The following is a 23175-nucleotide window of genomic DNA, read 5'->3' as shown; positions in this document are numbered from 1 at the left end:
GTGTCTCCGCCGTGCCGTGGACTAGCCTTTGGGCGACCCTCAGAAAGGCTTTCGATGAAGGTGATCACGATCGCCTCGCGTCTCGCTCTCCCCCGCGTGCGTGTCCTGGCACGCAGCGTCGCGACGTGGCACGAGACCGGCTCCTTCGCCGCCGTGATCACCGACCTCGCGAGCGACGACGACCTGTCGGGCGAGTCGTTCCACGTCGTTGCGCCCTCGGCATTGGCCTTGCCCGAGGACGACTTTGCTCGCATGTCCTTCATGTACGACCACAAAGAACTGGCACTGGCGCTTCGCCCGTGGGCGTTGGCCTGGGCGCTGCGAGACGGCGCCGATGTGGCCATCCACCTCGACGCCGACGCAGCCGTCTACGACTCATTGCAAGAGGTGAGCGACGCGGCGGTCGCAGCTGGAGTGGTGGTCGCCCCTCGACGGCACACTCCGGTCCCGGAGGACGGCCTTCGTCCCGACACCTACGACTTCAGCACCTTGGGTGTCCAGTGTCCAGGACTCATTGCCGTCAGTGATCGAGGCCGGAACTGGCTGGACCAATGGCAACGTCGCGTTGTCGATGCACCAGGTGGCCGTCAAGCACTCGAGGAGTTCTCGGACCAACAGTGGATCGACACGGTGCCCGCTCTCTTTCCAGGCGGGCAGATCGTCGACCCCGGCCTGTGTGTCGGCTACTGGAATGTCGATGAGCGCCCGATCGACGTCAGCGACGGTCGATGGATGGCCGACGGGATGCCGCTGCGCACCTTCCATTTCACCCAGTTTGACCCCGACCGTCCCTGGCTCTTGACGACCGCGGGAGTTGACGCACCACGCGTCGTCCTGTCCGAGCACCCCGCCCTCGAGAAGTTGGTCGACGAGTACGCAGAACTGCTGGCCAAGGCAACCCCCACGGATCCTGACGCACCCGAGTACCGGTTCGACACCTTTGCGGACGGCACCCCGGTCACCCCCGGCATCCGCCGCCTCTATCGCAACGACCTTCGTGCGGCGACCCGTCACGCGCCTGGTCGCCCCACCGTTCCACCCCCCATTCCCGACCTCGAGAACGGGTTTGCCAACATTGCCGACTGGCTGCGGGAGGCAAGCGACCGGATGCCCGGGATGAGCCGGCTCGCCTATGGGATCTGGGCCTCGCGCATCGATCTGCAGGGCACCTTTCCCGAGCCTCAGGGTGCCAGTCGACAGGCCTTCGCCGACTGGCTCGACACCTGCGGAGTCGCCGAAGGGTATGTGACCGCGCAGTGGGCGTCGGCGATCCTTCCGAGGTCGGTCGATTCCCGTCCTGTCGTCGACGAAGCCGGCCTCAATGTCTTCGGTTACTTCGCCTCCGTGCTCGGGGTGGGCGTGACCGCTCGTCACGTCGTGCGGGCGGCCGAACGTGCCGGTCTTCCGGTCAGCATCCACACCTCCACTGTCGCGCCCGGTCCCGTGACGAGGGACTTCGACACCGAGCGGCCCGACGTGCGTTATCCCGTCAACCTGGTGGCGATGAACGCTGACACCTTCCCGCTGTGGGTTGAGCGCTGGGGGACGCAGTTCGCCCCGGGTGCCCACACAATCGGCCTCTGGGCCTGGGAACTGGCCGAACTGCCGCAGAGGATGCGTGGGTCGTTCGGTCATGTCGACGAGATCTGGACGCCCAGCGAGTTCAACGCCAGCGCATTTCGACGAGCCACCGACCTCCCGGTGCACGTCTTCCCAATCCCCGCCGTCGCGCAACACCGACAGCCGTGGCCCGACTTCGCCGAGACCACGGAGGAACGTGGTTATTTCGTGTTCGTCTTCGACTACCTGTCGGAGGTGGAACGCAAGAACCCCGTGGGGCTCATTCGCGCCTTCCTGAAGGCCTTTCCCGATGACGAGGGTCCGGATCTTGTCCTCAAGTCGATCAACGGTGACCAACGTCGGGCGGAACGGGAAAGCGTGCGACGAGCGGCAGCCTCCAGTCGTCGCATCCGACTCCTGGAGCAGAACCTGCCCGCCGAGGAGGTCCAGTCCCTCATCCAGCACGCCATCGCCTTCGTCTCGCTGCACCGCAGCGAGGGTTTCGGCCTCGGACTGATGGAGGCAATGGCTGCCGGGACCCCAGTCGTCGCCACGGGCTACTCCGGGAACCTCGAGTTCATGAGCCGGGACAACTCCATCCTCATCGAGGCCACCCAGATTCCCGTGACGGAGTCCGGCGGCTACTACCGAGGTCTTGGCCATTGGGCCGATCCGGACGAGGCCGGGGCTGCCGAAGCCTTGCGGCGATTGGCTGCGGACCGCGCCTTCGCAGCAGAGTTGGGCGCCCGAGGACAGGCCGACGTGTTGGAGCGATTCTCGCTGGACCGCGCCGCTCACTTCATCGCTGGTCGGGTCACCGACATCACGACGCCACCACCACCGGAGCCACCACCTCCCCCTCCCCCGCCCAAGTCCTTCAGGGAGCGGGCGACGGCCAGGATCCGGCGCGCCACACCGGGTTGAGGCACGAGGTGTCGAGGGAGTGGATTCTTGGTGATCCGAGCTCAGCTCCTCGGATCACCAGTCAAAGGTCGACGCCAGGGCCTCACCGAAGGCCTCCCGACTGAACTGCTGCGCCCGACTTCTTGCCATCTCACGCATCGGCCGGAGTTCGTCCTCGGTGCGCGAGAGCAACTCGGCGGTTCGGGCCGCCAGCCCCTCGACCGAGTCATAGTGGTAACCATCGATGCCGTCGCGGACCGTGGCGGCCGGTCCGCCGTTGTTGACGACAACCGGAATGGTCCCATGGGCCATGGCTTCGATGGGGGCAATCCCGAAGTGCTCGCACCGCTCGGGTTCGACGGTGGGGTCGACGCCGAGTCCACTGGAGTGCCAGTAGATGGAGCTGGCGGCATACAAGTCCGTGACCTCGGACAGTGGCGCATCCACATGGAACTGCACAGCCAGGCCTTTGGCCGCATCGATGCAATCGATGAGGAATTGGCGATGGATGGGACGGGTCGCCGACGACCCGACGAGGTGGAGAGTGACTCCGTCCGCTCGACCCGACTCGACAAGGTGCCGGAAGGCTTCGATCTGGAGATCCTGACGCTTCGAGTGATCTCCACTGAAGAATCTCCCGACGGACACAATGCCGGCCTTACCGGGGCGAATCGGGTCGGCGGCGAGGTCAACCGGCGGTGTGAGAACCGTGATCGGCAATGGCGCAACGTTGGCTTCCGCCAAGCGGGCACGAACCGCATCTGCGGTGAACGGGGAGTAGACGGCAATCTGCTGGTACTCGGCCAACCAGTGCAGGCGTGCCCGCCATTGCTCGACACCCGACCGGAACGGGAACTGGCACAGCAGAGTGTTGCGCAGCCCCATGGAGCGGACCGGGGGCACGAGCTGGTTGCTGAGGGCAATCCACTCGTCGAACGGCCCCCGTCGCTCCGCTTCGTCCAGCGGCGTCAGGCAGAGTCCGTCGAGGTCCAGGCCGAACATTGCGGCCAGCGCGGTCAGGCGGACGCGAGAGTACGGCGCCGGTGTCACGAGGTGCACCTGTCGCCCGTGGGCCAACGCTTCCATCGCCACGGTCAACAAGTAGCGCTCCCCGCCACCGGGCGTGAGTTCGAAGGGGGTGTAGAGGCCGACCGTTGGCCGATCGTCCTGAATCGAACACTGGATCAGTGGGCTGCGAGCCGGCGCCGATTCGTGGCGACCGGTCCGCAGGTAGTCGCCCCATCGCCCCAAGAACTTCATCCGGTTCAGTTCGGAAATGTTGTTGAGTTCCAAGCCGTGGGAGGTGTCTGACGTGGTCACGCTCTCGTGGTGGACCACCGTCGACTCCGAGACATAGACCACGCTCAGGCCCAGTTGGTTGAGTTTCAGGCAGAGGTCGGCGTCCTCGTAGTAGGCCGGCTCATAGCGCATGTCGAATCCGAGGACGCGCTCGAAGTCCTCCTTGCGGAACAGGCAGCAAGCGGCCGACACGTAGTCGACCGGGCCGGATTGGTTGAACTCCGGCAAGGTGGGGTCCTGATACTTGCCCACCTGGACCGAGTGAGCATTCTCGTCCAGGAGGCCACCCGCCTCCTGGAGCAGGCCGTTGGGGTAGATGAATTTGGGGCCGACGAGACCGCAGCCAGGGGAGTCCTGGAGAGTACTCACCAGTGGTTCGAGCCACCCGGGGGTGACCGTCACGTCATTGTTCATCAAGACGACCAAGGGCGCCTTGGCCCGGTCGACCCCGATGTTGTTGCCCTCGCCGAAATACCGATTGATGTCGAGAAGGACCGTTCGGCACGGCCCCGGGAGGGACGCGAAGCGGGCCCGATCGCTGTCCCGACTCCCGTTGTCGACCAGGACGATCTCGTACCTGTGCCCTGCAGTGTGCTCCCACAGCGAGTGAAGGCACTCCAAGGTCACGTCGCTACGGTTCCAGTTGAGGACGACGACCGAGACCTCGGGGGCTTGGTCGTCGTACCACGCAGGGGTGATCGGAGCCGGGGTCGGTTGCGGGGCCGGTGCGCGAAGAACGGGAGGTGGCACCAAGACTCTGACACCACCTGGACCGTCACGAAGGGCCAACCCCAGGGCCTTGCGGGCCGCGGGTCGCGCTCCGCCCTCCCGGCGGACGATCTGCGGGATGGACGCCACAGTGTGCCGCCCTGTTCTGGTGTGACGCTCGACCGCACGGCCCAAGCGCATCGGGTTGGTGATCAGGCCGAGGACGCGGCGGGCATTCCATTCACGGACAGGACCCGCCGGGAGGACGACGGGTGCGTCGGCCAGGGCAGCTCGGGCAGCGCGGGCCTGCTCTCGCAGTTGCGCCATGGTCTCGAGCTTCTTCGCATGGCGATGAGTAAGGACATCGGCGGGCATGGCGGCGGCTTCAGCCTGCCATCGAGCCAAGTCGTCATCTCGTGTGTTCATCAGATCGCCTCGGTCGTCGGGTCAGCTTCGACACAGGTGCGCGCCGGACGCATTGGTGGCACGGTTCTCCTCGAGACCGAAGGTGAGGTAGTGGACCAGCGGATTCGTGCCGTCCCGGCAGAGGTCAGCATTGGCCGCGATGTACCACGATGTGTCGAAGTCCGGATGAGGATCGCGGCCCTTGAGGGCTCCGTCGCGCAGGTAATCGGACAGGGCAATGCGCCCGGAGTCGGCCACCTCGGGATAGCGATCGAGGTACCACGTGGTGTGGAAGGCCGGGCTGGGGTCATGCCCCTCCTGGTGACCGACGGTGGCGAATCGGGTGAGGGCCAGCTCACCCGGCGCCAAGTCCTGAGCGTGCTGCCGGCGGTACCACGAGCTGTCGAAGACAGCGTTGGGGTCGCGCCCTTCACTCTCACCGAAGACCAGGTAATGATCGACAGCCGGAATGCCCGCGGCGGCCACATCCGGGTTGACCGCGAGGTACCACACGGGGTCGATGAGCGGTGTGGGGCTCTCGTGAGCGGGCCATCCGTTCTCCACGTAGTGCTCGAAGGTCGCCTCCTCGGGCGCGAGCTCGGGGTGCTGTGAGGCGTAGTAATCGGCATCGAACAGGGCTGCCAGTTGATCCCGCATGGTCTGGTCCGGACCCTGGGAGTCGAGGAGTCGGACGCCCTCTGCCCGCAGCCGTTCACGAAGCAGACCCTTGAACAGGTTGGGGGTTAGATGGCGTGCTTCGCGCACGTCGCGTTCGAGGTCTCTGACCGTTCGCAGCAGAGTCAGCTCCCGTCCTGCGGCCTGTCGGGCGATGGCATCGGTGGTGTGTTGGAGGCGTTCGTTGGCCGCAGCGAGCGCTCTCTGGAGTTCCTCCGCGCGACGCATTCCTTCCGCCCCGCTGATGGCCCTGCCGAGTTGGGAGTACATGCGGCGCACCTGCTCAGCCTCGGCGGAGTCCTCACCGAGGCTGGTCAACCGACCGATGGCCTCGGGTGCGTCTTGCCCCACGGCCACGACCCCGAGCCCGTGTTCGTGCCTGAACTCGAAGGTGGGGTATCGGTCTTTCAGTTCGACCCAATGCCGCCACACCCCGAAACCATGCCCACGCTCCATGATGTCGTGCATCACGACCACCCCACGGTCGGACATTTTCGGGAGGTAGGTGTCGAAGTCCTCGACCGCATCCTCATAGAGGTGGCGTCCGTCGATGTGGAGCACGTCGATCGAGCCGTCCTCGAACGAACCGACAGCCTGGTCAAAGCGCATGCGCATCATCGCGGCCGTGCTTCCATACCCCTTGGCCACCGACGCGACGTAATCGTGGACCTCGTCGGAGTAGAACCCGGCGTGCTCGTCACCCTCCCAGGTGTCGATGGCCACGCACCGGGTGTTCAGGCCCAACGTTCTCACCGCCTCGCAAAAGGCGAAGAAGCTGTAACCCCAGTGCGTTCCCAGTTCCACCAGAAGATCGGGAGACGTCGCCTCGACCAACCACGCGGCGAACGGCCCGTGCTCGATCCATCCCGAGGGCGTGATGACCGGCGGATCCTGAAAGGACATCGGACTCAGGAACTGACCAACGGTGCTGGCAGACATGGGCAAAAGTCTAGAGGTCCGGCCAGCGGCTCTACTCCGCCAGCGGGCCCACGACCACAACCCATATCATGGCCGGGTGCACCGTGCCCCCGGTCTTTCCCGACTCACCATCGCGCTGATCGCGGCCACCATCGTCCTGGTCGTCACGGGATTGGCACTCTTCGGCTCACGCCTGAACTGGAGCGCTGCCGACAAGTCGGCCCCGACCGCAAGCACGCTCCCGACCACCAGCGCCCCCAGCGCCAGCACGCCCACACCCAACGTCGCCGACGTGTCCTTCGCCGTCATCGGTGACTTCGGGAGCGGGGACCAGCACGAAGCCGACGTGGCCCGCTTGGTCGCCTCGTGGGACCCGGCCTTCATCGTCGGCCTCGGTGACGTCTATTACTCCGAGGCCGGAGGCAGCGGCTCTGAGCGATATGACCGCGCGGTGGGGCGCTACTACTGTCGCTGGCTCAAGGACGTGAGCACGACCGGGAGCGCTTGCCCGCAGGGCGGAGCCTCGAAGAATGCCTTCTTCACCACGATCGGCAACCACGACATCAGTGATGCCGAGCCGTCCCCCGAGAGTTACCTCGACTACTTCGACCTTCCCGGCAACGGGTTCACCAACACGTCGGGCAACGAGCGCTACTACGACTTCGTCGAGGGACCAGTCCACTTCTTTGTGCTCAATTCGAACGACGACGAGCCGGACGGCATCACTGCCGATTCTCGCCAGGCCACATGGCTGCGTTCCCAGGTCGCAGCCTCGACGTCACGCTGGAACGTCGTCGTCGACCACCATCCGCCGTACTCTTCGGACAATTCGCACGGTCCCACGGTCGTCCTGCAGTGGCCCTTCGCCCGATGGGGTGTCGACGTGGTGATGTCCGGCCATGCGCACACCTACGAACGCATTCAGCGGGACGGGATCACCTACTTCGTCAACGGGCTCGGGGGCGCCCATCTCTACAGCTTCGGTGCCCAGCCCGTGGACGGCAGCAAGGTGCGATTCGCCGACAACTGGGGTGCCCAGCGGGTCCGGGCGACGCAGGACTCGATCACCTTCGACTTCATCGACGTCTCGGGTGCCCTGATCGACTCCTACGTCGTTCGCTGAGCACCGCACAGGAGGCCCACAGGGACATCAAGGACGCCGGACAAGAGTCACCGGCTCAATGGAGGTCATCCACGAACTGACCTCCAGGAGCACCTCATGTCCCTCGTTCTCATCGCCGCCGACCTGGCCGCGATCGCCGTCCTCATCGCCCTGTTCCTCTCGCGCCACCACCGCCGCGACCTCGTGGTCGCCTACCTCGGCGTCAACGTCGGCGTCCTCGCCGTTGCGGCGGCCTTGTCGACGATGACGGCCTCCGTCGGGTTGGGACTGGGCCTGTTCGGCGTCCTGTCGATCATCCGGCTGCGGTCCGAGGAACTGAACCAGACCGAGGTGGCGCACTACTTCGCGGCCCTCGCCCTGGGCCTCATCGGCGGCATCGGCGTGGGAATGCCGGCCCTCGCCATGGCTCTCATGGCACTGGTCCTGGTTGCCGTGTACGTCGGTGACCACCCGATGGTCTCGCGCCGGACGGTCCGGCAGGACCTGCTCGTCGACCGCGCGATCGTCGACCGGGCCACACTGCGAGCGCACGTGGAACTCCTCCTCGGCCACGAGGTCACCGACGTGACCGTGCGCCGGACGGACCTGGTCAACGACACCACCTTGGTGACAGTCACCAGCCGCGCCGACGCCGCCACTCGCGCGACCATCGCCCAGACGGCGCGAGTCGGATCATGAGCCTGACCCTGGTGCCGCCGCTGCACCCCACGACCCCTTCGTATGCCGCGGCGCTGGCCGAGTTGTCGTCGGTCAGTCTCGAGACCTTGGCCGCGCAGGCGGGCCGGATGACCCGGATCGACCGCAAGTACGTCATCCCGGCTGACGATCTCGACGCCGTGTTCAGCTCGACCGCACACGAGGCGGTCGCCCTCGATATCGACGGTCGCCGCACCTTCGGCTACTCCTCGATCTACTTCGACACTCCTGACCTGCGCTCCTTCCATGACGGGGGTCGACGTCGTCGACGCCGCTTCAAGGTGCGCGCGAGGAGTTATCTCGACAGCGACCTGCACTTCCTCGAGGTCAAGACACGTGGCGCCCGAGGGACCACGGTCAAGGAGAGGCAGTCCCTCCCCCACCCCGTCCACGGCGGCCTCGACCCGGCCGGGCAGAAGTTCGTCGCCACCACCTTGGCGGCGCACGGCATACCCGACCTGGACCCGCGCGACCTGCATCCCACCCTCGAGGTGACCTATCGACGCAGCACCCTGGCCTTCCTCTCCGCCGGTCACCGGACCACCGTCGACACCGATGTGCGCTGGACCGCCCAGGACGGCATCCGCGCCTTCGTCGAGAAGGTCGCGGTCGTCGAGACGAAAGCCGGCTCCACCCCGACGGCGGTCGACCGCGCGCTCTGGCGACTGGGGCATCGACCGATGCAGATCAGCAAGTACGGAGCCGGGATGGTCACCACCCACGCCGACCTCCCCCACCTGAAGTGGCACCGCACCCTCACCAACCCGCTGCTCGCCCACGCGAGCTGACCCCAAAGGACGACACCATGAAGACCAACCGCATCGCCAAGGGCCTGGTGGCCCTGTCCGCAGCCCTGGCCCTCGCCGCCTGCGGCACCAGCCTGGGTTCGATCGCCGACGTCGGAGCGACGACCTCCTCCGGCACGACGTCGAGTGCGGTCGCGACGACCGCCACCGACGGCAGCTACACGATCCATGCCCAGGCCGATGACGTCGACTACGACGCGTCGACCGCCAAGGCCATCGCGCTCGGATCGGGCAACGTCGAGATCACCGAGCCGGGCACCTACATCCTCACCGGGACACTGAGCAACGGCCAGGTCATCGTCAACTGCTCCGCAGAGGGCAAGGTGCGGATCGTCCTGTCGAACGCCTCCATCACGAACTCGTCCGGCGCGGCGATCGACGTGCGTGCCGCCGACGAGGTCGTCGTCGTGCTCGCCGAGGGGACGAGCAACTCGTTGACCGACGGGTCCGGCTACGACACCAGCGGCGAGGACGCAGCGGATGCTGCCCTCTTCTCGATGGCCGACCTCACCATCGGCGGCACCGGCTCGCTCATCGTCACCGGCAACACCGCCGACGGGATCGCCTCCAAGGACGGACTGGTCATCCTCGGCGGGACCATCACGGTCAAGGCCGCCGACGACGGCATCCGGGGCAAGGACTACCTGGTGATCCAGGACGGCACGCTCGACGTCACCTCGGCCCAGGATGGCCTCAAGTCCACCAATGAGACCGACGCGCAGTACGGCGACATCGTCATCTCCGGCGGCACCGTCACGGTCAATGCCGGCGACGACGGCGCCCACGCCGAAGGTGACCTGGCCATCACCGGCGGCACGGTCACGATCGCCAAATCCAGCGAGGGTCTGGAGGGGCACACGATCACGATCGCCGGTGGGAGCACCTCGGTCACGAGCAGCGACGACGGTGTCAACGCCTCGTCGGGCACCGGCTCCACCAGTGGTGGTGGTGGGGGTGGCGGCATGGCGGACGACGGCTCGTCGCTGCTCATCAGCGGCGGCACCCTCACCGTCAACGCGGGCGGCGACGGCCTGGACAGCAATGGCTCCATCACGATCAGCGGCGGCACCACGACCGTCGCCGGGCCCACCGGAAATGGCAACGGATCGTTGGATTCCAACGCGGGCATCACCTACACCGGCGGCACGCTGATCGCGGCCGGCAGCGCCGGGATGGCCGAGGCCCCGGATTCCGGCAACTACGTCCAGGCCAATGTGTCGGCCCCGGCGGGCGCGACCATCGAGGTGCGCAGCGGTGACACCGTCATCGCGACCTACACGACCGTCAAGGCGGTCGCCAACGTCGTTGTCGCGAGCGACCACATCGTCTCGGGGCAGTCCTACACCGTCACGGTGAACGGCTCGACGACCGCGACGGTGACAGCGGGCCAGGCCACCGGCGGCGGCATGGGCGGGGGTCCACGCGGCTAGAGACACCTCCATTCCCGTATGCCGTGGGGCCGGCCACCAGCCGGCCCCACGGCATGTTCGCGTGCTGTCACAGTCCATGTCACAGTCCATGTCGCAGTCACGGATCACGCACAGGGAGAGCACAATGCGGCCTCCTTGACTCTATCCATGACGACGATCACACCGCCCCAAGCACCCCAACAGCAGACGACCACCGGTCTCGAGCAGAGCGCCACCCCCAAGCGCCCGATGACCCGCCGCGCACTTCTCGGCGGCGGCCTGGCCGGCCTCTTCGTGGTCAGCGGGGGGACCGGTTGGGCCCTCAACCGCTACGTCATCGACCACGTCGAGGTGAGCAACACCAGCTCGATGTCCTCCTCCACCGTCCGGCAGGCGGCGGCCAGCACGACCGGAACGACGACCAGCAACGGTTACACCTCGGACACCGCGACGATCACCATCGACAAGGTGGTCACCGGCAGCGGGACCAGCACCGTGACCTATTACGTCGCCGATGTCACCATCAGTGACGCGACGATCCTGCGGTCCGCCTTCGCCAACGACCAGTTCGGCGAGAACATCGTCGCCAATCCGTCGGTCATTGCCGCGCAGGTCGGTGCCAAGTTCGCCATCAACGGCGACTACTACGGCTTCCGTGACACCGGAATCGTCATCCGCAACGGCGTGGCTTTCCGCGACAAGGGCGCACGCCAAGGGCTGGCCTTCTACAGCGACGGCTCCCTGAAGCTCTACGACGAGACGACGACAACCGCCCAAGCCCTCCTCGACGCGGGTGTCTGGCAGACCTGGTCATTCGGGCCCGGCATCGTCGATGGTGGCAAGGTCGTCTCGGGCATCGACTCCGTCGAGGTCGACACCAACGTCGGCAACCACTCGATCCAGGGCAACCAGCCCCGCACCGGCATCGGCGTCATCGCTGAGAACCACCTCGTCTTCGTCGCCGTCGACGGCCGCAGCAGCGGCTACAGCAAGGGCGTGACGATGACCGAGTTCGCCCAGATCTTCGCCGGCCTCGGGGCCCAGACCGCCTACAACCTCGACGGCGGCGGCTCGACGACGATGGTCCTGGACGGCACCCTGGTCAACAACCCGCTGGGCAAGGGCCAGGAACGCGGGACCTCCGACATCATCTACATCGCAGGCTGAGGCTCGGCCATGGTCATCCTCGTCCCGTCCTACGAGCCCGACACCCGCCTCCTGGTGCTCGTCGACGCACTCGTCGCAGCGACCGACGACCCGGTGGTCGTCGTGGACGACGGGAGCGGCGCGGCATACGCCGACCTCTTTGCCAAGGTCGCCATGGCCGGGGCCACCGTCCTCACCCATCGCGTCAACCGGGGGAAGGGTGCCGCCCTCAAGACCGGGTTCGCCCACATCGCCGCCACCCATCCCGGCGCCGATGTCGTCTGCGCCGACAGTGATGGCCAGCACGCTGTTGCCGACATCGTGCGAGTGGCCGACCGACTCGCCCTCGGTGACATCGACATGGTGCTGGGCGGACGCCGATTCACCGGACGCGTCCCGGCGCGCAGTCGCATCGGCAATGCCCTCACCCGGCACGCCTTCACGCTCGCCACCGGGTCCCGCATCCACGACACCCAGACCGGCCTGCGCGGTCACCGCGCTGCCACCCTGGCCTGGCTCACCTCGATCGACGGCGACCGCTTCGAGTACGAACTGCGCGTCCTGCTGGCCACTGCCCGCGAGGGGCTGCGCCTCGACGAGATCGAGATCGAGACGATCTACCTCGAGGGCAATGCCTCGAGCCACTTCCGCCCCCTATGGGACTCCCTGGCCGTGTGGGGCCAACTGCTCGCCTTCACCGCGTCCTCGCTCGTCGGGTTCGCCGTCGACGTCGCCCTCCTCGCGCTCCTCCATGCCCTCACCGGCAGTGTGTTGGTCGCCGTGGTCGGCGCCCGCCTGGCGAGCGGGTCGATCAACTTCGCGCTCAACCGACGATTCGTCTTCGCCGGGGGACGCGCACTCCCGTTGGGCGCCGCCGCATGTCGGTATGCCGCGCTGGCGGCGGTCATCCTCCTCGCCAACACCCTGCTCATGGAGGGTTTGGTCATCGTGACCGGCTCGCTCGTCATCGCCAAGGTGGCCACCGAGCTCTCCCTCTTCATGGGTAGTTACGTCGTCCAACGGACGGCCATCTTCGGGCCCCACCGTGGATCACCCGGCAGGGCCTGCGTCAACGTGGCCGAGACGACACTCACACCATCGACGCAGTGACACCGGTCGCGACTAGTTTCGCCCCATGCGGTTGCTGCACCTGTCCGATACCCATCTGCACGACCCGCAGTGGTCGACCTACCACCCTGAGATCGACTCGGCGGCGCGTCTGGACGCCGTCCTCGCGGCGACGCGCGAGCACGGACCCTTCGATGCGATCGTGCTGACCGGCGATGTCACCGATGACTACTCCGTCGTCGGGGCCCTGGCGGTCCACGAGCGTCTGACCGCGGCATACCCCGGCGTGCCCTTGCTCGTCGTCCCCGGCAACCACGACCTCACCGAATCGGTGCGTGAGGTCTTCCCCGACCCCTCCGGCATGTTCAGGGGGTGGAGGGTCGTCGCGGTCGCCACCAACGTGCGGGACCAGATCGAGGGCGAGGCCGCGGCGACGGTCGCGGCGCTCGATGAGATCGATCCGGCCGACCCGACGCCCTTGCTGGTTCTCCAGCACCACCCGCTACGGTCCCGCAGCCGCCACGAGTGGTTCGTGCTCCGCGACGAGGACGCGCTGGCCGCCCGACTGGACACCCAGATCGGTCCGGTCGTCCTGCTGAGCGGACATACTCACCAGGCCTTCGAACTCGTCGAGGGACACGTCCACCACCTCGGCGGCCCCGCGAGTTACTACGCGATCGAGCACGCCGGGGAGGCATGGGACTTCGCCCCCGCCGGCACGGGGACCGGCTTCCAGGTGATCGATCTGGGCCCGGAGAGGGTCGAGTCGGTCACCGTCGTCGAGGCCTGAGACCTCAGGCCTATGCCGAGGGCGCGTCCTGGGCGGAGTCCGTCGGTGGGCCCACCTGGCCCGATGCCAGTAGGGACACGAAACCGGCCTCGTCGAGGATCACCAGGCCCAGTTCGCGGGCCTTGGTCTCCTTCGAGCCGGCACCCGGGCCGACAACGACGAAATCAGTGTTCTTCGACACGGAGCCGGCCGCCTTGCCACCGCGGGCCAGGATGGCTTCCTTGGCACCGTCACGGGTGAACCCTTCCAACGACCCGGTGACGACGACCGTCCTGCCAGCGAGGGTCTGCTCGATCGAGTCGTCGCGGTCGTCGACCATCCGCACCCCGGCGGCGGCCCAGTCGTCCACGATCGCGCGATGCCAGTCGGCATCCTCGGCGTCGAACCATGACCGCACGGCCTCGGCGATGACGCCCCCGACTCCATCGACGGCCGAGAGTTCCTCCACCGAGGCCAGGCGGATCGCCTCCATCGAGCCGAAGTGCTGCGCCAGGGCACGCGCGGCGGTCGGCCCCACGTGACGGATCGAGAGGGCGACGAGCACTCTCCACAAGGGCTGCGACTTTGCCGACTCCAGGTTGGCGACGAGCTTGGCCCCGATGGCCGACAGGACCCGCCCGTCGACCACTGACTCGGCCGAGTCCGTCTTCTTGGCTGCTCGCGTGAACAGCGGCACCTTGGCGATGTCGCTGTCCTGCAAGGCGAACAGGCCACCTTCATCGGTGATCACCTGCGCGTCGAGCAGAGCGCCGGCGCCCTCCCAACCCAGGGCCTCGATGTCGAAGGCGCCGCGGCCGGCCAGCCCGGCCAACCGTTCCCGCAGTTGTTGCGGGCACGACCGTGAGTTGGGGCAGCGGATGTCCTTGTCGCCCTCCTTCTCGGGTTTGAGAGGGGTGCCGCAGGAGGGGCAGGCGGTGGGCATCACGAACTCTCGCTCGGTGCCGTCCCGAAGGGCGACGACCGGCCCGAGGATCTCGGGGATGACGTCGCCGGCCTTGCGCAGGACGACGGTGTCGCCGATCAGAACGCCCTTGCGCCGCACCTCATCGGCGTTGTGCAAGGTGGCTCGCTCGACCGTCGATCCGGCGACCAGCACCGGTTCCATCACGGCGAAGGGGGTGACCCGACCCGTGCGTCCCACACCCACCTGGATGTCGAGGAGCTTGGTGTTCACCTCCTCCGGTGGGTACTTGTAGGCGATGGCCCATCGCGGGGCACGACTGGTCGCGCCGAGTTGGCGCTGCACGGCGACCTCGTCGACCTTGACGACGACACCATCGATCTCATGCTCCACGTCGTGACGGTGCTCGCCGGTCGCTTCGATGAAGGAGAGCACCGCCTCGATGTCGTCGACGACCACCGAGTGGGTGGACACCGGCAGCCCCCACTCACGCATGAGGTCATAGCCCTGGCTCTGGCGGGTCAGCTCGAAGCCCTCCCGTGCCCCGATCCCGTGCACGAGCATGCGCAACGGGCGGCTCGCCGTGATGCGCGGATCCTTCTGCCGCAACGATCCTGCCGCGGCATTGCGCGGATTGGCGTAGGGCGGCTTGCCCGCCTCGACCTGTGCAGCGTTGAGGTCGGCAAAGGCCTCGATCGGGAAGAAGACCTCGCCCCGGATCTCGATCAGGTCCGGCACCTCGTCACCGGTGAGCCGGGTCGGGACACCCGCGATGGTGCGCGCGTTGAGGGTGACGTCCTCTCCCGTGCGACCGTCTCCACGGGTGAGGGCACGGGTGAGTCGTCCCTTCTCGTAGAGCAAGTTGACCGCGAGGCCATCGATCTTGAGTTCACACAAGTAGTGGCATTCGGCGCCGCCGGCCTCACGCTCGACGCGCCCCGCCCACGCCCTCATGTCGTCGGCATCGAAGGCGTTGTCGAGGCTGAGCATCCGCTCGCGGTGGTCGACGGCCGTGAACTCGGTCGAGAAGATCGCCCCGCCCACGACCTGGGTGGGGCTCTCCGGTGTGCGGAGGGTCGGGTTGGCCTCCTCGAGCGCCGACAACCGTCGGATGATCCGGTCGTACTCCCCATCGCTGAGGGTGGGTGCGTCCTTGACGTGATAGGCAAACTGCGCCGCCGTCGCCTCCTCGGCGAGGCGTTGCCACTCCTGTCGATCGGCGTCCGGGATGTCGGTTGGGTTGGCGGACCCCTGGCCCGGCGTGTCCTTGGCACTCACGTGGCAATCCTGCCGCACCACGCCGACACCGAGGGGGCAGAATACGGCTCGTGCCGAACACGGGGGCTGGGCTCGTGGACCTCAACGCGGCCATCTGCCCCGACGACACGTGCACGGCTGTGCGCGACGGGGTCGTCATCTATCGAGACTCCGACCATCTGACCGTACGGGCAACCCAGCACCTCGTCGAACCCTTGACGCGCGCGATCGCGGCACTGGACAGCGACCGCACCCATTGATTGGCGAGACTCTCCGGATCGAATCTCCAACTATTACGCATTGTGCAATAGTGTGCGAGCCACAGCAGCGTGCGAGGTTTGACCGATGTGGGAGAGACGTGGGGGACACGTGGACGTGACAGAACCGGGACGAGCACCGTCGAGTGCGGGCGCAGCCGACTTCCTCGCCCGTTTCGACGGGGATCTCGAGGCGGCGATCGCCGCACTGCGGGCGGCGGCTGGGACCGGGACACCCGCAACCACGGCCCCGATCCCCACACCCCGCCGACCGGCTCGACCTCGCTCGGGCCGGGCCTTGATCGATGTCACCGACCTCCGCAAGACCTACACGGTGGGACGACAGAAGATCCAGGCTCTTGACGGCGTGAGCCTGACCATCGACGAGGGCGAGTTCGTGGCCCTGGTCGGGGCGAGCGGCTCGGGCAAGTCGACCCTCCTTCAGCTGATCGGCGGCCTGGACAAGCCCTCGGCCGGCCGCATCGTCGTCGACGGGGCGGACATCGGCAGGATGCGCGATGCCAAGCTCTCGACCTTCCGCAACTCCACGATCGGCTTCGTCTTCCAGTTCTTCTACCTCCAGCCCTTCCTCCAGCTGGTCACCAACACCGAAGTGCCCGGCATGTTCGCCGGCACCAAGCGCGGGCCCCGACGTGAGCACGCCCTCTCACTCATCGACGAGGTGGGGCTGACGGAACGGGCCAAGCACCGTCCCCGCGAGATGTCCGGCGGTCAGATGCAGCGCGCCGCGATCGCCCGTGCCCTGCTCAACCGGCCCAAGTTGCTCCTGGCCGACGAGCCCACCGGAAACCTCGACAGCGTGACCGGCGCGACGATCATGGATCTCTTCGAGCAGATCCGCGACGAGTCCGGCACGACCGTCGTCATGGTGACCCACGACGAGGAGATGGCCGCGCGCGCGGACCGGACGATCCGCCTCAGGGACGGACTCATCGTGCCGCAGGAGGTGCCGGCATGATCGGGATGCGCGATGCCCTCACCCTGGCGCACACCAAGATTCGCTCCAAGCGACTGCGGCTGATCATCACGACGATCGTGTCGGGACTGGTCTTTGGGGTGATGGCCGGGGCGACGATCCTCGTCGACGGGATGAGCAAGAGCCTGACCGAATTCGCCCGCCAGAACCTCGACGGCCGCTTCCTGGTCTCCGGGACCCCGAACTACTACGGCCCGGTGGACTTCAACCCGAGCGATGCAACCCTGATCGCCGAGGTGCGGAAGTATCACGCGGCATACCTCGCGGAACGCAAGGCAGCCGCCAAGCGATACGGCATCGAATACGACGAGCGCAGCGAAATCCAGCCGGTCACCGAGGACACCAACCCCAATGTGCCCGCGGAGTTCCGCAAGCAGATCAACGTCCAGTCGGTGGCCTGGCAGCGCTACAGCAAGGACCACCCGAGCAGCGCCACCCCGAAGGACGCCAAGGCCTTCCGCGCCCTCGTCGACCCACTCGGGGCAACCACGGTCTACGAGCCGAAGAACCTCGGTCACCTGTCGCTCACCCTCCTCCCGGCCGGCACCGAGGACCTGACGACCACGTCGACCGGTGAGCCGTCCAAGGAGATGCAGACCGCCATCGGGCAGGGCCAGTACACGGTGGTTCCGAACGAGCTCGTGGCCCCCTTCATCGCCCCCGCGAACAACGCCCGGGAGCCCGCTCAGGGCGTGCCTGTCCTCCTGAGCGCCGATGACGCGGCCACGGTCTTCCAGAAGACCGTGGACCTGCCCAAGCGACCCAAGGACCAGGCTGCCCAGGTCCGTTGGTTCAAGGGGGTGCGGGACGCCGTCAACGGCGCCACCTTCGTCAGCTGTTACCGCAATGATGCCGAGCGCGCCAAGATCGAGGAAGCTCGCGCCCAGGCTCAGGAGATCGCTGCGAACCGCGGCAATCGTGACTACGTCCAGCCGGACCTCCTACTCGCTCTCCCCACGACGCCGTGCGGCCAGGTCACGGTCACCAAGGACACCAGGACCGCGGAACTCAAGAAGGTGCAGGACAACCAGAAGGCCTTCGAGCAGGAGTTCAACCCGACACCCGCACCGCGCGCCGAACTCGTCACCTTCCAGGTCGTCGGACTGCTCCCGTCACCGGGACAGGCCAATTCGGGAATCGACGCCGTCCTCAGCATTCTGGTCGGGACGAACTACGGCTTCGGGGCGGTGATCCCCAGCGACTCCCTGGCCTCCCTCCCCGACACCCTCCGCCACGATTCCCTCTTCGCGATCCCGGCTCCGGTCAACAACGACCCGTGGATGGGACCGATGAGCCAGGACATGTTCATTGCGTCCTTCCCGTCCGTCGAGAAGGCCCGCACCGCGGTCGCGAGCAACTCGTGCCAGATGAACTGGACTCCTGCGTGCGAGAGCATGCCGTTCAGCCTCGGCGCCTATGGCACCAACTACCTCACCGTCGACGACATCGTGCGGCAGTTGCGCCCGGTCATCCTCACCCTGCTGATCATCGCCTTCACGATTGCGACGATCATCATCTGGGCGATGATGGGGCGGGTCATGGCCGACTCGCGGCGAGAGACGGCCGTTTTCAGGGCGATCGGTGCCAAGCGGTCGGACATCGCCGCGGTCTACGTCACCTATTCGGTCTGGGTGGCCGTGCGGATCGTGATCTTTGCGGCCGCGCTGGGCCTGATCATCGCCGGGACGGTGCACGTCCTCTTCGCAGATCGCGCGACCAAGACGGCACAACTCGCGTATGCCGTGTTCACCCCGGAGCCCACCTTCAGTTTCCTCGGCTTCCGCAACCCGGTGCTCTGGTTGATCCTCGGCGGAATCGTCGTCATGTCGCTGATCGCCATCACTCCCCCGCTGCTGCGCAACATCCGCCGCAACCCGATCAAGGACATGCGCGACGAGTGATGTGGGCCTGGGGCCGCGCTGATCAAGGACGTGCCGGACGCGCGAGCAGCACGTCACGGATGACCTCGAGTTGGCCCAGGTGCTGGGCCAACTCCTCGTAGACGTGCAGGAGGACAGCACCACAGGACTGGGCCGCCCGGTCCCGAGGCGGGTTGGATGACAGTGCCGCGAATCCCGGTCGCGCGAGACGACGGTGCCGAGGTTGACCGTGCGGGCCCACCGCCCCGCCAGGCCCACGACGTGCGCGATCACGCCGTATGCCGTGTTGGCACCCACCACGTCCGGCCGGGCGTTGATCAGGTCCTCACCCAACTCTTGTGCGATCGCGGCATACCCGTCCCAGGCGGTGTCGCCTTACGTGAGGAACTCATCGGTCGTGATCACCACGCAACGCTAGCCAAGCCCGCGGCATACGGGTTGGATGGGGGAAACCCCCCCGGCAAGGAGGCCGATTGTGACCAACCTGGCGACAGTCCTGACCAACACCGCGCAGGCACGACCCGATGCACCCGCCCTGAAGTTCATGGGGCATGACATCGGCTACGGCCCGCTCGCGGGAATGGCCGCCAAGGTCGCAGGAGCCTTGCGGGAGAACGGCATCCAGCCCGGTGACCGCGTCGCGATCATCCTCCCCAACGTGCCGGCCTTCCCGGTGGTCTTCTGGGGGATCCTGCTCGCCGGGGGCACCGTCGTGCCGATGAACCCGCTGCTCAAGGCCGGCGAGATCGACTACTTCTTCTCGGACAGCGGCGCCAAGGTCGCCTTCGTCTGGCCGGACTTCGTCGACGAGGCCACCAAGGGCGCCGCCAACGCGGGCACGCGGATCATCCCGTGCGGTCCGATGGGCCCGGCCGACGGCACCCTCGAGGGCGGTGAGCCGATCGCCGAGGCCATCGAGCGCGACGACGAGGACACGGCGATCATCCTCTACACCTCCGGCACGACCGGACGCCCCAAGGGTGCCGAGCTCACGCACCGCAATGTGCGCCTCAACGCGGAGCGGTCCAGCGGGGTGATCCTCGAGGTCCGGCCCGACGACGTCGTCATGGGCTGCCTTCCGCTCTTCCACGTCTTCGGCCTCGTCGTCGGTCTCGTGGCAGCAACCAACGTCGGTGCGAGCCTGGCCCTCATCCCCCGCTTCGACCCGGGCGAGGCGATCAAGGTCATCTCCAACGAGAAGGTCACGATCTTTCAGGGCGTGCCCACCATGTATGCCGCGATTCTCAACCACCCCGAGGCCGACGCCATGGACGCGACCTCCCTTCGCGCCTGCGCCAGCGGTGGCTCCGCGATGCCCTTGGAGGTCATGCGCGGTTTCGAGGAGAAGTTCGGGTGCATGGTGCTCGAGGGCTATGGCCTCTCCGAGACCAGCCCGGTCGCGTCCTTCAACATGCCCGACCGTGAGCGCAAGCCGGGGACGATCGGCGTGGCGATCCCGGGCTGCGAGATGCGTTGTGTGGACCTCGAGGGCAGGGAGGTGCCCGTTGGCGAGGTCGGCGAGATCGCCATCCGGGGCGACAACGTCATGAAGGGCTATTGGAACAAGCCGGAGGCCACGGCCGAGGCGATCCCGGACGGCTGGTTCCGCACCGGCGACCTGGCGACGATGGACGACGAGGGCTACTTCACCATCGTGGACCGCAAGAAGGACATGATCCTGCGCGGCGGTATGAACGTGTATCCCCGTGAGGTCGAGGAGCTCCTCTACACCCACCCCGACGTCCTCGAGGCCGCGGTCGTCGGGATGCCCGATGAACTCCTGGGCGAGCAGGTCGGGGCGGCCGTCGCCCTGCGCCCTGGCGCCACGGTGACGCCCGAGGAGATTGTCGAGTGGTCCAAGGAGCGGATCGCGGCCTACAAGTACCCGCGCCGGGTCTGGATCGTCAACGAGTTGCCCAAGGGGCCGACCGGCAAGATCCTGCGTCGCGAGGTGCACGCGCCCGCGGATAGCTGATCCGATGTCGCGCGGGCCCTGGCGTCCGATCGTGCTGGGCTGCCTTGGCCTCCTGGTCCTGGCCGTGGCGTGGCTCGGCGTGATGTATGCCCGGATCATCACCGATCCCAGCCCGTCGACGGATCCTCATGGATACGTCCGGCTCTTCATGGTCCCGGTGCTCGTCGTGGCGGCGGTGATGGCCGGATTCGCCCTCTGGGCTGCCCTCGAGGTCATGCGCGGGCGGCGACGTGGGTGGACGACAGCCATCGTCCTGGGCTGCATCACGACAGCAGCAGCCGCCGGCGAACTGGTCGTGGCGGGGATGACCATGGCCCTTCTGACCTCCGACGCCATGGGTACGGGAACCCCCGGCGTCACACCGCCGAGCCTGGGAAGTACGTCAGTGCTGCTCGTCCCCGGCCTCGTCGGCCTGGCCGTCGGGCTGGGCATGGTGCTCAGCGGCCTGCGCGGTCAGCGTGCCCTCAGTCCACCGCAGCCCGCGGTTTGGCGTTGATGACCCAGGCGGCCACCAGGACGACCGCGAAACCGAGGATCTGGAAGGTCCCGAGGTGCTCGCCCAGGACGAGCACGCCGAGGAGGACCGACACCACGGGGATCAGATAGGTCACCGTCGTGCTGACGACGACGCCGGCCGCACGCACGACGTCGAACTGGAGCATGTAGGCCAAGCCGGTCCCGACGATGCCGAGCACCAGCACGCAGACGACAGCCAGCCAGGCCGGATGCTCCCCGTGCACGCCCGGCGTCAGTGACCACGGTGTCGCGGCCACGTCATGGTGGAGCCACCACCAGGTGAGGAGCACCGGGGTCATGAGCACCGAGCCGGCCAGCAGGACTGCGGTCGGCTGGGCCAGGCCACCGAGGTCGGCGTGGTGGAGGAAGCGGCGCTGCCAACTCCAGCCGATGCCATAGCAGGCGGCGGCCGCGAGCACGATGCCGAAGCCGACGAGGTCGGGGCCGGATGTCGAACTCCAGGGCTCGGCGATCACGACCACACCGACGAACCCGGCCATGACGGCGAGCAGTCGGCGGCCGGTCAGCCGGTCCTGGGGCAACAGCAGAAGCCCGAAGATCACCGCCGAGATCGGCGTGAAGGCATTGCCGATGCCCGCCAGCGCCGACGACACCCGCGTCTCGCCAACGACGAACCCGATGAAGGGCAGGACGGTGAGGAAGGCGCTACTGAAGGCCAGGTGGCCCCATGTGCGGGCATCTCGAGGCAGCTTGGCGTGCGTGACCTTGAGCAGGATCAGGAGCACCAGGGCGCCCGAGTAGATCCGGAAGGCCGAGATCTGCAGTGGCGCCAAGGCCGACAGGGCGACCTTCATAAGCAGGAAACTCGAGCCCCAGATGACCGCGAGCGCCAAGTACTTCGCCTGCCAGGGGATTGTCGACGAGCGCGTCACGCGTGCCCTTCCTCGCTGAGTTCGTGGGCGGTGTCGACCGCCACTCGATGAGCGTCCTGGGCCCCCCGCTGTGTGAGTCCGGCCAGTCCGCACGAGGGAGTGACGGTGATGTGGTCGAGCCACTGCGGGCCGAGACCGGCTCGCTCCATCCCCTCCCGTATGCCGCGGGCCGCACCCCGCGCGGAAGCCGCGGCCCCGGTGGTGGGCAGGCACCCGGCATACAGGGCCACGCCGGCCTCCAGGGTGGCGGCGAGCGACTCCCACCGAGCGGCCGTTGCCTCGGTGAGATCCACCGCGATCGCGCCGGGAGAAACGTTGCGCAACAGCTGAATCGGCGCCCGAGGATGGCACGAGTGCACCACCGTGGGCCCGTCGTGCGTGGCGAGCACGGTGCGCAGCCCGGCGGCGACGACCTGACGGTCGACGGCACGCACCTTCCCGAAGCCGGAGGCCGTCGGCAGGGTGCCCTCGAGGACGGCAGTCAGCGACGGCTCGTCGACCTGGAGGATCACGTCGGCGCCGGGCACGAGCCGGCGCACGTCGCTGACATGGCGGCGGAGGCCCTCGGCGAGCGATTCGACGATCTCGCGGGCGGCTCCCTCGTCGGTGACCGCACGCTCGCCCCGGTGCAACTCGATCGAGGCCGCAAGCGTCCACGGGCCGGCGACCTGGACCTTGAGGGGCCCGGCATACCCGTCATAGGCGGCGGCGAGCTCGTCGAGGTCCTCGGTCCACAGCGACGCGGCGCGACGAGCGTCGCGGCCCGGGCGATCGGTGAACCGCCAGCCGCTGGGCTGCAGGTCCACGGGAAGCTCGACGAGCAGGCTCGCGGCACGACCGATCATGTCAGCACCCGGGCCCCGCCCCGGTGTCTCCGGCAGGTAGGGGATGCCGAGCCGGTCGGCGTCGAGGAGGAGGTCGCGCACGGCGACGATGGCCTCGCGGGAACTCGTCCCCGGCATCGACCCGATCCCCGTTGCGCGCGTCACCGGG

18 protein-coding genes are annotated in these 23175 nt (G+C 67.4%); 13 read left to right on the top strand and 5 right to left on the bottom strand.

Annotated elements, in window-relative coordinates; genetic code table 11:
* The first annotated feature begins 54 nt into the window (after nt 1-54).
* On the top strand, nt 55-2484 hold the full coding sequence (locus tag BN10_RS05895; protein ID WP_010850279.1) for a glycosyltransferase: 2430 nt from the start codon (nt 55-57) through the stop codon (nt 2482-2484).
* Between the two features lie 54 nt (nt 2485-2538).
* Here BN10_RS05895 and BN10_RS05890 read toward each other — a convergent pair whose 3' ends face one another.
* Nucleotides 2539-4896 carry a glycosyltransferase gene (locus tag BN10_RS05890; RefSeq protein ID WP_010850278.1) on the bottom strand — a complete coding sequence of 786 codons (2358 nt, stop codon included), beginning with the start codon at nt 4894-4896 and terminating at the stop codon, nt 2539-2541.
* A 21-nt stretch (nt 4897-4917) separates the two neighbouring features.
* Entirely contained in the window at nt 4918-6489 is a 1572-nt protein-coding gene (locus BN10_RS15615) for a class I SAM-dependent methyltransferase (RefSeq protein WP_010850277.1), read from the bottom strand.
* Nucleotides 6490-6565: 76 nt separating this feature from the next.
* Between BN10_RS15615 and BN10_RS05880 the strand changes: the two genes are divergently transcribed.
* The 7 genes from BN10_RS05880 (at nt 6566) to BN10_RS05850 (ending at nt 13506) form a co-directional block, all read left to right on the top strand.
* Nucleotides 6566-7591: a metallophosphoesterase family protein gene (locus BN10_RS05880; protein WP_010850276.1), complete on the top strand. Its 1026-nt coding sequence runs from the start codon at nt 6566-6568 to the stop codon at nt 7589-7591.
* A 96-nt stretch (nt 7592-7687) separates the two neighbouring features.
* Complete coding sequence (locus BN10_RS05875; RefSeq protein ID WP_010850275.1) at nt 7688-8269, top strand: DUF4956 domain-containing protein; 582 nt, start codon at nt 7688-7690, stop codon at nt 8267-8269.
* The gene (locus tag BN10_RS05870; RefSeq protein WP_010850274.1) at nt 8266-9075 is read left to right on the top strand and encodes a polyphosphate polymerase domain-containing protein; all 810 of its coding nucleotides are present in this window, start codon (nt 8266-8268) and stop codon (nt 9073-9075) included. The genes BN10_RS05875 and BN10_RS05870 overlap by 4 nt, the downstream gene beginning before the upstream one ends.
* Nucleotides 9076-9092: 17 nt before the next feature.
* Nucleotides 9093-10523, top strand: coding sequence for a carbohydrate-binding domain-containing protein (locus BN10_RS05865; RefSeq protein ID WP_010850273.1), 1431 nt, complete (start codon nt 9093-9095; stop codon nt 10521-10523).
* A 147-nt stretch (nt 10524-10670) separates the two neighbouring features.
* The gene (locus tag BN10_RS05860) at nt 10671-11669 is read left to right on the top strand and encodes a phosphodiester glycosidase family protein (RefSeq protein ID WP_010850272.1); all 999 of its coding nucleotides are present in this window, start codon (nt 10671-10673) and stop codon (nt 11667-11669) included.
* 9 nt (nt 11670-11678) lie between these two features.
* Nucleotides 11679-12758: a glycosyltransferase gene (locus tag BN10_RS05855; RefSeq protein ID WP_010850271.1), complete on the top strand. Its 1080-nt coding sequence runs from the start codon at nt 11679-11681 to the stop codon at nt 12756-12758.
* A 25-nt stretch (nt 12759-12783) separates the two neighbouring features.
* Nucleotides 12784-13506: a metallophosphoesterase family protein gene (locus tag BN10_RS05850; RefSeq protein ID WP_010850270.1), complete on the top strand. Its 723-nt coding sequence runs from the start codon at nt 12784-12786 to the stop codon at nt 13504-13506.
* A gap of 10 nt (nt 13507-13516) precedes the next feature.
* Here the strand turns inward: BN10_RS05850 and ligA are convergent, their stop codons facing one another.
* Nucleotides 13517-15685 carry an NAD-dependent DNA ligase LigA gene (gene ligA, locus BN10_RS05845; RefSeq protein WP_010850269.1) on the bottom strand — a complete coding sequence of 723 codons (2169 nt, stop codon included), beginning with the start codon at nt 15683-15685 and terminating at the stop codon, nt 13517-13519.
* A 50-nt stretch (nt 15686-15735) separates the two neighbouring features.
* Here ligA and BN10_RS16765 point away from each other — a divergent pair, with 50 nt between their 5' ends.
* From BN10_RS16765 to BN10_RS05820, 5 genes are all read left to right on the top strand, one after another.
* The gene (locus BN10_RS16765) at nt 15736-15924 is read left to right on the top strand and encodes an SGNH hydrolase domain-containing protein (RefSeq protein ID WP_010850268.1); all 189 of its coding nucleotides are present in this window, start codon (nt 15736-15738) and stop codon (nt 15922-15924) included.
* A 115-nt stretch (nt 15925-16039) separates the two neighbouring features.
* Nucleotides 16040-16900: an ABC transporter ATP-binding protein gene (locus BN10_RS05840; protein ID WP_233354272.1), complete on the top strand. Its 861-nt coding sequence runs from the start codon at nt 16040-16042 to the stop codon at nt 16898-16900.
* The gene (locus BN10_RS05835) at nt 16897-18819 is read left to right on the top strand and encodes an FtsX-like permease family protein (RefSeq protein WP_010850266.1); all 1923 of its coding nucleotides are present in this window, start codon (nt 16897-16899) and stop codon (nt 18817-18819) included. Before BN10_RS05840 ends, BN10_RS05835 begins: the two co-directional genes overlap by 4 nt.
* A gap of 454 nt (nt 18820-19273) precedes the next feature.
* Nucleotides 19274-20773: a long-chain-fatty-acid--CoA ligase gene (locus BN10_RS05825; RefSeq protein ID WP_010850264.1), complete on the top strand. Its 1500-nt coding sequence runs from the start codon at nt 19274-19276 to the stop codon at nt 20771-20773.
* Between the two features lie 4 nt (nt 20774-20777).
* Entirely contained in the window at nt 20778-21269 is a 492-nt protein-coding gene (locus BN10_RS05820; protein ID WP_010850263.1) for a hypothetical protein, read from the top strand.
* On the opposite strand, the gene BN10_RS05815 is transcribed toward BN10_RS05820, so the two are convergent.
* Together BN10_RS05815 and BN10_RS05810 are read right to left on the bottom strand one after the other, a co-directional pair.
* Nucleotides 21238-22182 (bottom strand): DMT family transporter, encoded by a 945-nt coding sequence (locus tag BN10_RS05815; RefSeq protein ID WP_010850262.1) that lies wholly within the window; start codon nt 22180-22182, stop codon nt 21238-21240. The two genes, BN10_RS05820 and BN10_RS05815, sit on opposite strands and share 32 nt — an antisense overlap.
* The gene (locus BN10_RS05810; protein WP_010850261.1) at nt 22179-23171 is read right to left on the bottom strand and encodes a uroporphyrinogen decarboxylase/cobalamine-independent methonine synthase family protein; all 993 of its coding nucleotides are present in this window, start codon (nt 23169-23171) and stop codon (nt 22179-22181) included. Before BN10_RS05810 ends, BN10_RS05815 begins: the two co-directional genes overlap by 4 nt.
* Between the last annotated feature and the right edge of the window lie 4 nt (nt 23172-23175).

It is taken from the genome of Phycicoccus elongatus Lp2 (assembly GCF_000367525.1).
Taxonomy (GTDB): domain Bacteria; phylum Actinomycetota; class Actinomycetes; order Actinomycetales; family Dermatophilaceae; genus Phycicoccus_A; species Phycicoccus_A elongatus.
The sequence above is the reverse complement of the archived record's forward strand: the minus strand, read 5'-3'. Positions and strand labels throughout refer to the sequence as shown.